Here is a 12437-nt window from a genome sequence, read left to right on the forward strand (position 1 = left end):
GATTGTTCTTGTATCCACAGGCCTGACGGCACCGGCGACCAGGCATTCCGCTCAACAGAGTATCGCATACCATTGCCCTCACAAGGATAAGGTCACCTTATGGTGTGGGTGGACATTGCCGCGCCGGCGTCCACGTGCCGCCCCGCAGCAGTTCGGTGGGCGCATTTGCGACCTCAGCGATGAAATGGGCGTAGAATTGGGCCGCGCGTTCCAACCCTTCAGGCGGCACAGCGTAAAGATCATCGCCGGTCGTGTGATAGACGGCCCCGGATGCAATCATTTGCGTCTGGGGAATTTCGGGGCGCTGTGCGAACGCCTTCAATTCTCCGGGAAGCGGCCTGTCGATGATCCTTTGGGCATCCAGCCCGAAACATTCTATCCCCTGCCGCCAAAGATCGATGAGGTAGGGAGCGCCGTTGTTGATGGCGATCTGCTTGGGCAGATCGCCGGATGCGGCAATGACCCTGCGCCCGAAATTATCATCCTGCTGATCGACATAGGATCGCATCGTCGCTGTCTGGGCCGGATGTTCGATATTCAGGATAAGGTCCGCCTGCGCCACATGGCCGGCATCATGCCGGGCACGAAACGCGGCAAGCCCGCTGGCGCCGGGGCTGTGGTGACCGGCACTGGCCACGAAGACCAGGGTCCGGTCCAGTTGCGGTGCCTGGGCGAAATGCCTGGCCAGGGCCAGCATGATCGCAACGCCGGACGCATTGTCATCGGCGCCACCGAACCAGCCGTCGATATGGGCGTCGATGATGACGGTGCGGGCGGTCTTGCCCGGCAATGTCGCCACGACGTTGGACACCTGTGTGTTGAGTGTTTCCGAACGGGCCGACAGGCGGGCGTTGACGGTCCGCCCCGCGCGGGCGGCTTCACCCAGAAGGTTCAGCAGAAAAAAACCATCCTCTCCGCCCACCGTGAAACACAGACCGCGCCCGCAGCCATGGCGGTCGCGGTCGAAGCTTTTCAGGTTTCCGGCCTGGACCAGGATTTCAACCACGCCGACCGCACCGGCCCTGATGGCCGCTTCCGTGCGGCGGGCCGGGATGGGGGCGTAAAGGCTGGGGGCCGGGAATGCCAGGATCACCGCGATTTTCCCATGGAGATCGCGGCCGGCCAGATCGGCATCCATGCCCATGCCGGCATAGACCATTGGCGCCGTGACCGTCCCATTGACGGGGCCGACCCCCTGCACCATGGCCGATTGCAGCACGATATCACGGCTTTCGGGCCCCATTTCCGTACTGCCGATCAACCGGACTTCCCCCGCGACAGGCAGGTTGACATCGGTGATATGGAAAGGCTCCAGCCGCGTGTCGGCATAGGTGGCGGCGCGTAACTGCGCGGCGACCCAGTTCGCGGTCTTCTCATAGGCCGGTCGGCCCGTGACGCGCCCCCACAGATAGTCGCCGGCAGCCCGGCTTTCATGGGAAAAGCCGACAATGGCGGCCATATCGGCATGAAGGGCCGCTCCCTTGAAAAGGGGGCTCATCGGGCCGGACACGAACAGGGCAGGGCGGGCCGGCAGGTCCGTTCGGATCGTCTCGAACACGCCCGTCACCGGGTCGGTTTCCGGTCCCGGCGGCCGCAGGCCGAACCAGGCGGGCGTGCCGGACCGTGCCGGTTCGGGCCCGTCCAGGATGCTGCGGGTCGCCGGTGGCGCCTCATGCCCGGCGGCCGGCCCCTGTGCCGGGGCCGCGGCCATGAGGAACAGCGCGGCGACATATCGCCATGTACGTCTTTGCAAAAGCCCATTGGCATCGAACATCGAAGGGCGCCCCTCTCCTGTCTTCCCTGCGATCCGGGCCATGGCCGGCCCCGTCACCCGCACGGTTGCGAAGGGGGAGTATAGGGGAGGGGAGGCTTGACAGCCATTTCATTTATTCACAATCTAATTAATGTATGGTCCAACCACCCGGCCCGCGACGGAGGATTTCCCGCAGTGATCAATCGACGGAAATTTGCGGCCGCCATGGCTGCGATGTCGGGCGTGCCCGCCCTTGCCCAGGTCGCGGAGCCAGGTGCCGGGAAAGCCGCGGGAACGGCCCGGACCATCACGCTGCAATCCGCGCACGTGCCGGGTGATGTCGCCGTCCAACTCTATACGCCGCCCGGTTACGGCCAGGGCCAGGCCCTTCCCTTGATGCTGTTCCTGCATGGCGGCAATGGCAGTGAAAAGGATCTGCTTGCCTTCACGCCGGCGATCGACGCGGCCATCCATGCCGGCATGATCCCGCCGCTGGTCATCGCCACGCCAAGCGCCCGCCGATCCCTGTACATGGATTTCAGGGACGGATCGGAGCGCTGGGAAACCTTCATCATGTCGGAACTGCTGCCCCATCTGCGCGCCAGCCTGTCCGTTTCGGCCGAGCGGCGGCACAGTTTCATCGGCGGCATCTCGATGGGCGGGCTGGGAAGCCTGCGGCTGGCCTTCAAGCATCCCGACAGTTTCGCCGCCGTGGCCGCGCTGGAGCCCGCGATCGAACCCGTTCTGTCCTGGGCGGATGTCGGGCCGAACGTCAAATTCTGGCGGCCGGACAGGGTGGTCCAGCCGATATTCGGGTCACCGGTCGATCTGGATTACTGGGCCGCCAACAACCCCGCCACCATTGCCAGCAATGATCCGGGACGGCTGGTCAATCTGCCCATCTATCTCGATGTCGGCGATCAGGACATGCTGTACCTGCATCAGGGGGTGGAGTTCCTGCACCGTATCCTTTTCGATGCCGGTGTTGGACACGAATACCGGCTGGTCCGTGGCGCCGACCATGTCGGACCCTCGCTGGTTCCGCGCGTTCTGGATGCGCTGGGTTTCATCGGCCGCCAGATACGCCCGCCGGATTGGATCGATGACAATGTCCGGAAGGTGCGGGCGTCATTCGATGAGGTGAAACGGGCCATGGGGATGGCGGTGGCGGAACCGGATCCCAGGCGAATCCGGGGCCTGTGACGGGCCCCATGAACAAGGGCGCCGTATGCGCGCAGCCATTGATGATCCGCGATGCCGATGCGGCGGGCCAGGGGGCAGTTGCCACCGTACCAGCTCCCAGCGAGTTGCTCTCACCGGGATCTGGCATTCCTGGCGGCACCATCGCCTGAGCTGGTCCGCCTGCCGGCCGAGGTCCGGCTTTCTGGAGCGAGCGGCAGCGCGGCTGGATCATTGACGATCCGGTGACGGGGGAAAGGTTCTCCGCGACAAAGCGATACCGCATGACCATTGAGGCGGCGGAAATCGCTGACCGGGCCGGGTTCCACGGCATCAATATCGGCGAGCATCACGGCATCGATTACACATTCTCCGCCCCGCCGGTGCTGCTCATGGACGCGCTATCCGCACCTTCGTCCTGCGGTGCCCAATGGTCGCGATCCCATAATTGCACAATCAGGAAGCCAGCTTGCCGTTCGTCACGGACCATTCTCCGGCTTGTCTGGAAGTGTGGAAGAGCGTCCTCAGGTCAATTCCACACTGTCGCCGCTGCAGGTTCCCGCAGGAGATAGGAAACAGGGCGGGAACCGCCTTGTCCCGGCGTTGTTACCCGCATGACCTAACCGGGGAGGGACCTTTGCCAGACAAGCCCATCATCCTCATCACCGGTGCAGCCGGTAATATCGGCCGTTCCCTGGCCGCAGCTCTTCGGGACCGTTATCTGGTGGTAGGGCTGGATAGGGCCGGCCGCGACACCGGCTATCCCGTGATCGAGGCCGATCTGACCGACGGCGAAAGTGTTGCCGGTGCGCTGGACCGGATCGGCGCGCATTATGGCCGCCGTTTCGCCAGCGTCGTGCATCTGGCGGCCTTCTTCGATTTCAGCGGCGAGGACAAGCCGGAATACAAGGCGGTCAATGTCGATGGCAGCCGCAATCTCATGCAGGCGCTGCAGGCATTCGAGGTGGAGCAGTTCGTCTATTCCGGCACGATGCTGGTGCATGAACCCGGCCGTCCGGGGGAGCGCATCGACGAGAGCCGGCCGATCGACCCCGGCTGGGCCTATCCGAAATCCAAGGCGGAGGCGGAACAGGCCATCCGTGAGACACGCGGGCGGATACCGACCGTCTTCCTGCATCTGGCCGGGCTTTATGACGAACGCACATCGGTGCCGACCTTCGCCAACCAGATCGCCCGCATCTATGAGCGCGATTTCCAGAGCCACCTCTATTCCGGCGACACCGATGCCGGTCAGGCGATGGTGCATCGCGAGGATATGATCGATGCCTTCGTCCGGGCGATCGACCGGCGCGGACAATTGCCCGACGAGACGGTGATCCTGGTCGGGGAGCCCGATGCCATCGGCTATGACGATCTTCAGGACCGTCTCGGCTGCCTGATCCATGGCGAGGCGGACTGGGCCACTCTGCGTGTGCCGTCCGCCGTGGCCGGCATCGGTGCGTGGGTCCAGGATAAGGCGGAACCGCTGGTGCCCGACGCCATAGACGGGGGTGAGCGCCCCTTCATCCAGCCCTTCATGACGCGGATGGCCAGCGACCATTACGCGCTGGATATCACCCGGGCGCGGGAACTTCTGGGCTGGACGCCCCGGCATCGGCTGGCCGACGAACTGCCGGCCATCATCGCCACCCTGAAGCAGGACCCGGCCGCCTGGTACAAGGCCAACCGCATCCCGGCGCCGGATTTCGTGACCGAGGCGGAGCAGGTCGGCCATGATCCGGAGGTGCTGCGGGCCAGCCATGAGGATTGGTACCGCGCCGCCCATGCCGACAATCGCTGGGCGCATTTCGTCAATATCGCACTCGGCCTCTGGATCCTGGTGCAGCCGGTGATCGTGGAGGTCCGGGAGCCGGCCCTGTTCTGGTCGGAGATCGCGCTGGGTGCAGCACTGGTGCTGTTCGCGACGCTGTCACTGTCCTGGCGGATGGCCTGGGCGCGCTGGGCGTCGGCGGCGGTCGCGGCGGGGATCATGGCAGTGCCGTTCCTGTTCTGGACGAGCAATCCCGCCGCCTTCCTGTCCGACACGCTGGTCGGTGCCTTTGCCTTCGGCCTGGCGGTGGGGACGCGGCCGGAACCCGGCCCGTCCATGGTGGCCGCGATGACGGGGCCGGACATCCCGCCGGGCTGGAGCTACAACCCGTCCGGCTGGGCGCAGAGGCTGCCCATCATCCTGTTCGCGCTGATCGGCCTGCTGGTCGCCCGTTACCTGTCGGCCTACCAGCTTGGGCAGGTGAGCGGGGTGTGGGATCCGTTCTTCCCCGGCCTTCCCGGTGAACCGGCCAAGAACGGTACGGAGGCGGTGATCACGTCAGCCGTGTCCGAAGCCTTTCCCATCCCCGACGCCGCACTGGGCGGCTATACCTACGCGCTGGAGATCGTGACCGGCATCGTCGGGTCACGGGCACGCTGGCGGACCATGCCGTGGCTGGTGTTCCTGTTCGGGCTGATGATCGCGCCCTTGGGCGTGGTCTCGATCCTGTTCGTCATCATCCAGCCCATCATCATCGGTACCTGGGCGACGCTGACCCTGATCGGTGCCGCCGCGATGCTGATCCAGATCCCCTATTCGCTGGACGAGCTGCTGGCCACGGTCCAGTTCATACGACGCAGGGCCAAGGCCGGCCGGCCCTGGCTGCGCGTCTTCCTGTTCGGGGATACGGATGATGGCGACCGGGAAGCGCGGCAGGACGAATTCGACCGGCCGGTGGGCGCTGTGATGCGGGACATGTGGTCGGGCGGCGTCAACCTGCCCTGGAACCTCGCCCTTGCCGGCATTCTGGCAACGTCGCTGCTGTTCACGCGGCTGACATTCGGGGCCAGTGGGGCCATGGCGGATGCCGACCATGTCATCGGCTTTTTGGCCTTGACGGTGATATCGCTGGCGACGGCGGAGGTTGCCCGGACGCTACGCTATTGCCTGATACCGCTGGGAGCGGCCGCGATGGCGGCCCCCTTCCTGTTCGGGGCGGACATGGCGCACAGCGTGGCAAATGTGATCATCGGCCTGTCGCTGATCGCGCTTTCCATCCGGCGGGGAGCCGTGAAAGGGCACTATGGTGGCTGGGACCGGTATGTCATTTGAGCGGGCAGGGAGGGGCATCCCCGTGAAAGCCGATATGCGCATCGGCATTTGCGGCTGACGTGAAATGCTCAGGGGCCTTGTTCGAATGCGGTCCGGCCTTTTCCGCCTCCATATCGTCCACGGGCGTCGTGAACCTGCTTGAGCGCGACAGCGACCGGTTTGCGGTCCTTGCAGGACGCAAATGCCATGCTGTGGCGCGGGAGACCGACGGATATGACCCAGCCGGGCACGGAATTCCTGATAGTCCCCCCCGCTCGGCGTCGGAAGTGGCGTCCGGTCGAAATTTTTTCCCGGAGCGGCGTAACCTTTTTCCCGCCAGCGCGAATGACAGGATACGGGACGGCGAGGATTGCCGGTCCGGGTGGGGCCGATACCGGTGCCCATGATCATGCCCTGTCGAGGAACCACATCCATGAATACACGCATTTCCGCCCTGACCCTCGGTGCTGCCATCGCCGGTGCCCTGTCCCTGGCCGCCATCGCCGCTCCGGCCCATGCCGCCGAGGGGGAGAAGGTCCATTGCTATGGTGTGGCCAAGGCCGGCGAGAACGATTGCGCAAACAAGGCCGCCGGTCATTCCTGTGCCACCCAGTCGACGGTCGATTACAGCGGCCAGGACTTCAAGGCCATGACCAAGGAAGCCTGCGTGGCTGCAAAGGGCAGCCTGACCGCCTTCGAGGGCCCCAATCCCGCCCTGGCCACGCAGAAGTAAGGTTACCCGCATGCGTCCCCCGGCCAACGCCCGTTCCCATGCGTCCCCCCGCGCCACCGGTGTCGGGCTGCGGCATGCGCATGTGCCGGATTTCCTGGCGGCGGTCCAGCCGGTGGGATGGCTGGAGGTGCATGCGGAGAATTACCTGATCGCGGGCGGGCCGCGCCTGGCGCAACTGGAGCGGCTGCGCCGGGACTACCCCGTCTCCTTCCATTCGGTGGCCTTGTCCCTGGGGGCCGCCGATGGGGTGGACGGGGTGCATCTGGCCCGCCTGCGCACCCTTTACGACCGGTTCGAGCCGGCGCTCATCTCCGATCATCTGGCCTGGACGGGACTGGTGGGGGCCCCCGTGCCCGACCTGCTGCCCCTGCCGCTGACGGAAGAAACGCTGGCGATCGTGTCACGCAACGTGGAGCGGGTGCAGGATATGCTGGGCCGGCGGCTGCTGGTGGAAAATCCTTCCCTCTATCTGCGTTTCCAGATGGACCAGATGGATGAGGGGGAATTCCTGGCCGCCCTTGCGGCCCGCACGGGTTGCGGCCTGCTGCTGGACCTGAACAACCTTCATGTCAGCGCCCACAACCGGGGCGGGGATGCGGTGCAATTGCTGTCCCGTTTCCCGGTCGATGCCGTGGGAGAGATCCATCTGGCCGGTCATGCCAGGGTGGAAATCGATGGGGTGACCTTGTTGATCGATGATCATGGCAGCGCCGTGCCCCAGCCGGTCTGGACATTATACGACATGGCCGTGCGCCGCTTCGGCCCATGCCCCACGCTGGTGGAATGGGATACCGGCCTGCCAGCCTTGCCCCTGTTGCTGGCCCAGGCCGCCAGGGCTGATGACATCCGGGAGGCGGCGTCATGCTGATGGCGATGCAGCGATCCATGCTGGCCGCCTGCTACGGCGACCCCGGCGGTTTCGCGCAGACCTTGACCTATCTGGCGCCGGCCCGTGTGCCGGTGGACAAGGCGCTTTATATTCACACGGCCACGGTGACGGCGGCGCTGACCGGGCTGCTGGCCCAGGCCTATCCCAGTCTGGCGGACAGGCTGGGCCCGGAAGGGTTTGCCGATGCCGCCCGTGCCCATCTGCGGACCCACCCGCCGGCCCAGGCCGTGCTGGCCCTGTATGGCGAGGGGTTCGGGAAGGACCTGCCGGGCGAACTGCCGCTGCTGGCGGCTTTGGACTGGGCGGCGCATGCAGCCTATTTCGCAGCCGATGCCGATTGCATGCGGCCTGGAACCCTGGCGGGCATCAGCCCGGACAAGCTGGTTGATCTGCGTCTGTCGCTGGTGCCGTCGGTCCGGCTGATCGGGGGCGGGGTGGCGGTGCTGTCGGCTTGGCGCGCGGGGCGGCAGGATATCCAGCCCGTGGCATCACCCGTGCCTTTGGCGGGGCCGGAGGCGGCGGCGCTGGTCTGGCGCGGGCCCGATCTGCTGGTGGCGGTCACGCTGCTGCCACCCGATGCCGTCACCTTTGTCCGTATGGTGTCGGGTGGTGCTCCCCTGCTGGAGGCGGCCGGCGCTCTGGCCGCCCCCGACCAGTTTCCCCCTCTTCTGGCGCTGCTGATCGGCCATGGGCTGATCGCCGCCGCAACCGGTGAGTTGACGTGATGATCCGCCCGCTGCTGCACTTCCTGACCGATCCCGGTCCCACGGCCCGCGCGGCCCCGCCCTTGAAATGGGGGGTGGCGGCCCTGCTGCTCCTGGGGCGGTGGTGGCTGGCCTGGCCCTTCATCACGGCCGGCTGGCACCGCCTGTTCACCTGGGACAGCCAGGCCTTCCTGTTCACCGATATCCATCCGGTGCCCCTGCTGCCAGCGGCTGTCGCGGCCCCCCTGACCACGGGGGCGGAGATCGCGTTGGGCCTGTCGCTGTTGCTGGGGCTGGGGGGCCGGGTGGGGGCGGCGGGGCTGGCCGTGATGGCGGCGGTCCTGTTCCTGGTCATCGGCCGCACGCCGCAGGGCATGGAAAGCGGTATCGCCATTGCCGAAGAACAGATTCCGTGGATCATGGCGGGAACAGCCCTGTTCCTGTCCGGTCCCGGATCGATGTCGCTGGATGCCGCCCTGCGGGGTTTCTGGCGGCGACGCTTTCCCGCCATTCCCCAGACCATGAGGTGACGCATGCGCCTTTATCATCACTCGGGCCTGTTGCTGGCCTTTTGCCTTGCCGCTGTCCTGCCGGTGGCGGCACAGCAGGGGGGCGCCCCCGCCCTGAGCGCTGCCGAGAAGGCACAGAAGCAGGTGGCGAACGAGGAGGCGGAGCGCCTCTGCAAGACGGTCAAGGACCCGGACAAATTCAATGAATGCCTCGATCTTTATTTCCTGGATGCCGGGAAATTCAAGGCTTTCCTTGAGGCCAACGGTGTTTCCAGGCCTGACAAGCCGGGCAAGTGATGCCTTCATGCCGGCCGGGAGCGCCATGAAGACGGTGCATCATGAGGACCGGAACCTGGGCCTGTTGCTCGCGGCGGCGCAGGAAGGGGATCGCGCTGCCTATGCTTCCTTTCTGCATGCCGCCGTCCCTCTGATCCATGCCGTGGGGTGCCGGAAACTGGCACGTCGGGCCGATCTGGAGGATTTCGTGCAGGATACGCTGCTGGCTGTCCATCAGGCGATGCCCACCTATCAGCCAGGCCGGCCTGTCGGACCCTGGCTGGGAACCATCGCCCGCAACCGGCTGGCGGATGCGCTGCGCCACCTTTACCGCCGCCGCACCGTAGAGGCGGATTATGATGAAGGTGTGGCGGATAATGTCGCGCAGCCGGAGATGGAAGCCGCCCCCGTCCTGGCCCTGGGGCCGCTACTGTCGCAATTGCCGGAGCGCCAGCGCCAGGCTATCGACATGCTTAAGGTCAAAGGCATGAGTTTGAAGGACGCCTCAGCCGCCAGCGGCATCAGCATCGGGGCGTTGAAGGTGGCTGTCCATCGCGGTGTCGCGGGCTTGCGGCAATTATTGGGGAAGGATCCGGACCATGGCTGACCTGGGCCATCTGATCGATCGATTGAGCGCAGAGGCGAGACCGGTCAATCGCCTGCCTCCACCCGTGCTGCGGCTGGCGCGCTGGGCTCTGCTGTCCATCGCGCTGATGCTGCTGGCCACCACCTGGCATGGTATCCGCGGTGATCTTGCCGCCGTGGTGGTCAATCCGCTCTGGCTGGCCGAGCAGGCGCTGGCCCTGGCGGCGGCCCTGTTGGCCGGCTTTGCCGCGATATCCTTCTCGGTGCCGGGACGGCGGCGGTGGGAAAGGTTGGTCTGGCTGCCGGTCATCCTCTTCTGGATGCTGGTTTTATGGGAAAGTGGCCGGCCGCAGATGGCGGTGCAGGAGATGCCGGAACTGGTGCATCTGTTCTGTCCTTATTGTTTCCCCCTGATCAGCGTCGGTTCCGCCTTGTTCCTGGCGGCCGACATGCGTCGGGCGGCGCCGGTGGCGCCTGTGCGCATGATGGGTCTGCTGCTGGTGGCCGGGGGCAGCATGGCCCTGTTCGGGGAGCGGCTGATCCATGACGATCTGGACGCTCCGCTGCTGATCGCGGTGCAGGTACTGGCCATCCTGCTCCTGGGGGTTCTGCTGGCGCCGCTGGGCCGGGTGCTGTTCCGGTGGCGACGGCGCCGCTGAAATCCGCATGCTTTCCGCCTTGTTCCCCGCCCGCCCCTGGGTGCCGGGCGGGGGCCGGCACCGGGCGGCACACCGGGCGGCAATGGCTCACGAAACCAGGGCTTCGCTTTTCAGCCACAGCGTCTTCGCCGTTTCCGCGTCGATTGCGTAGTCGCGCACGCCCTTGCGCACGCCATCGCCGTGCGCCAGCGGGGCGACATTGCAATCCTCGCAATAGCGCCCGCCGATGCTCTCCCCATCCGCGACCACAGCCGCCCAGACGGAAGTGGCGGCTGCCTGCGGGATGCTCTTCAGCTTGAAGGCGGGGGCACCGGTTTCGGCCTTGGCGACGGCGTTGATGCGGGCGACCAGGGCGTCCATATCCTCTTGTGACACGCTGCGCTTCAGGCCGGTTTCGGCACCGCCGGGATGCACGGATGCAGCGCGGATGCCGCGATCCTTCCAGCGCCGGTCCAGTTCGACAGCGAACAGGGCGTTTGCCGTTTTCGACCGGCCATAGGCGATCCAGGCATCGTAATCCGTGCGCTCAAAGTTGGGGTCATCCAGGTCGACATCGGAGAAGCGATGGGCCGCCGATGACAGGACCACCACCCGGCCGCCATCCTTGATGACGGGGGCCAGCCGGTTGATGAAGGCGAAATGGCCCAGATGGTTGGTGCCGAACTGCATCTCGAACCCGTCGGCCGTGCGGCCGAACGGGGTGGCCATGATGGCGGCGTTGGCGATCACGGCATCGAAGGGGCGGCCGTCGGCGACCAGGGCATCCGATGCCGCGCGCACACTGGCCAGCGAGGCGAGGTCGAGCGTGATCAGCGAGAACCGGCCGCCGCCGGTCGCCGCCGCTGCCCGGACATCGGCGCTGGCCTGTTCGGCGCGGCCAAGGTCACGCACGGCGCCCACCACCGCCGCCCCATGCGCCACCAGGGCACGGGCGGTTTCCAGGCCAAGTCCGGAAGAGGTGCCGGTGACCAGGATACGCTTGCCTGAAAGTGTCAGACCGGCCAGCACATCATCGGTTGTGGTCGTGACATCGAATTGGGTCATTGACGTTTCCTTATGGCTTGGGGATGTTGTCTCCCTGTCCCCGCCATGATAGCGGGACCCCGCCCCGGCCGGCTGCCCAATCCTGGCGATCGCTTGCCTGATCCTGTCAAACGGTGAAAGAAGAAAGACCATGGACGAGGTGCCGGACCTGATCGGGGCCATGCGGGAAAGGGTCGCGCGGCATGCGACCTCCCCCCGCACCGAAACGCCGGTTCCCCGGCTGACATTGAGCGTGCTGACCCGTCCCGGCAGCGGTGTGGCCACGATGCTGACGCCCGTCACCTGCCTGATCCTGCGCGGACGCAAGCAGGTGACGGTGGGGGAGACGATGCTGGAATATGACGGCGCCCGCTTTTTCGTGGCCTCACTGGACCTGCCGGCCACGGGCCGGGTGCTGGATGCCAGTCCGGAGGCGCCGTATCTTGCCCTGGGGCTGGAACTGGACCGTGCGGTGCTGGCCGATCTGATCGCCGGCCTGCCGCCAGGATTGGTGGGTAATACGCTGGCGACGGGCGATCAGCCCTGTTTCGGGACAGGTGCCGTCACGCCCGACCTGCTGGAGGCCTGGGCCCGGCTCTTGTCCCTGCTGGACCAGCCGGAAGATATTCCGGCCCTGGCGGCGGCCCGCGAACGGGAAATCCTTTACCGCCTCTTACGCGGGCCGCTGGGCGGGCACCTGTGCCAGATCGCGCTGGGCGACAGCCGTCTGGCCCGCATCCGCCGGGTGATCGACTGGATCGGCAGCCATTACGAGGAAACGCTGCGCACCGGCATGCTGGCCGACATCGCGGGCATGAGCGTCGCCTCCTTCCACCGGCATTTCCGGGCGGCGACGGCCATGACCCCGCTGCAATATCAGAAGACCATGCGCCTGCACATGGCCCGCCGCCTGCTGGCGTCCGGCATGGAGGCGGGGGAGGCGGCCTATTCCGTCGGCTATGAAAGTGCTTCGCAGTTCAGCCGCGAATATAGCCGCGCCTTCGGGATGCCGCCGTCACGCGACGTTGAAAGGCTGGTGGGGTAA

12 protein-coding genes are annotated in these 12437 nt (G+C 66.1%); 10 read left to right on the forward strand and 2 right to left on the reverse strand.

Annotation, left to right across the window (positions count from 1 at the left end; all coding sequences use genetic code 11):
• Window positions 1-97: 97 nt before the first annotated feature.
• A complete protein-coding gene (locus ABC728_RS03020; RefSeq protein ID WP_445376259.1) occupies window positions 98-1774 on the reverse strand; it encodes a M28 family peptidase in 1677 nt (558 codons plus the stop codon).
• 204 nt (window positions 1775-1978) lie between these two features.
• Here ABC728_RS03020 and ABC728_RS03025 point away from each other — a divergent pair, with 204 nt between their 5' ends.
• The 9 genes from ABC728_RS03025 to ABC728_RS03065 all read left to right on the forward strand — a co-directional run bounded on the left by ABC728_RS03025 (window position 1979) and on the right by ABC728_RS03065 (window position 10369).
• A complete protein-coding gene (locus ABC728_RS03025; RefSeq protein WP_445376260.1) occupies window positions 1979-2956 on the forward strand; it encodes an alpha/beta hydrolase in 978 nt (325 codons plus the stop codon).
• A 613-nt stretch (window positions 2957-3569) separates the two neighbouring features.
• Window positions 3570-6035 carry an NAD-dependent epimerase/dehydratase family protein gene (locus ABC728_RS03030; RefSeq protein WP_416619702.1) on the forward strand — a complete coding sequence of 822 codons (2466 nt, stop codon included), beginning with the start codon at window positions 3570-3572 and terminating at the stop codon, window positions 6033-6035.
• A gap of 412 nt (window positions 6036-6447) precedes the next feature.
• On the forward strand, window positions 6448-6747 hold the full coding sequence (locus ABC728_RS03035; protein ID WP_416619701.1) for a BufA1 family periplasmic bufferin-type metallophore: 300 nt from the start codon (window positions 6448-6450) through the stop codon (window positions 6745-6747).
• 10 nt (window positions 6748-6757) lie between these two features.
• On the forward strand, window positions 6758-7615 hold the full coding sequence (bufB, locus tag ABC728_RS03040; RefSeq protein WP_416619700.1) for an MNIO family bufferin maturase: 858 nt from the start codon (window positions 6758-6760) through the stop codon (window positions 7613-7615).
• Complete coding sequence (locus ABC728_RS03045) at window positions 7609-8361, forward strand: HvfC/BufC family peptide modification chaperone (RefSeq protein ID WP_416619699.1); 753 nt, start codon at window positions 7609-7611, stop codon at window positions 8359-8361. The genes bufB and ABC728_RS03045 overlap by 7 nt, the downstream gene beginning before the upstream one ends.
• Entirely contained in the window at window positions 8361-8870 is a 510-nt protein-coding gene (locus ABC728_RS03050) for a DoxX family protein (RefSeq protein WP_416619698.1), read from the forward strand. The genes ABC728_RS03045 and ABC728_RS03050 overlap by 1 nt, the downstream gene beginning before the upstream one ends.
• Window positions 8871-8873: 3 nt before the next feature.
• A complete protein-coding gene (locus tag ABC728_RS03055) occupies window positions 8874-9146 on the forward strand; it encodes a hypothetical protein (protein WP_416619697.1) in 273 nt (90 codons plus the stop codon).
• A gap of 25 nt (window positions 9147-9171) precedes the next feature.
• Entirely contained in the window at window positions 9172-9732 is a 561-nt protein-coding gene (locus ABC728_RS03060; RefSeq protein WP_416619696.1) for a sigma-70 family RNA polymerase sigma factor, read from the forward strand.
• Window positions 9725-10369, forward strand: coding sequence for an NrsF family protein (locus ABC728_RS03065; protein WP_416619695.1), 645 nt, complete (start codon window positions 9725-9727; stop codon window positions 10367-10369). The genes ABC728_RS03060 and ABC728_RS03065 overlap by 8 nt, the downstream gene beginning before the upstream one ends.
• An 87-nt stretch (window positions 10370-10456) precedes the next feature.
• Here the strand turns inward: ABC728_RS03065 and ABC728_RS03070 are convergent, their stop codons facing one another.
• Complete coding sequence (locus tag ABC728_RS03070) at window positions 10457-11413, reverse strand: SDR family NAD(P)-dependent oxidoreductase (RefSeq protein ID WP_416619694.1); 957 nt, start codon at window positions 11411-11413, stop codon at window positions 10457-10459.
• A 130-nt stretch (window positions 11414-11543) separates the two neighbouring features.
• Here ABC728_RS03070 and ABC728_RS03075 point away from each other — a divergent pair, with 130 nt between their 5' ends.
• Window positions 11544-12437, forward strand: a complete 894-nt coding sequence (locus ABC728_RS03075; protein WP_416619693.1) for an AraC family transcriptional regulator — start codon at window positions 11544-11546, stop codon at window positions 12435-12437.

This window comes from Niveispirillum fermenti, from assembly GCF_052474395.1.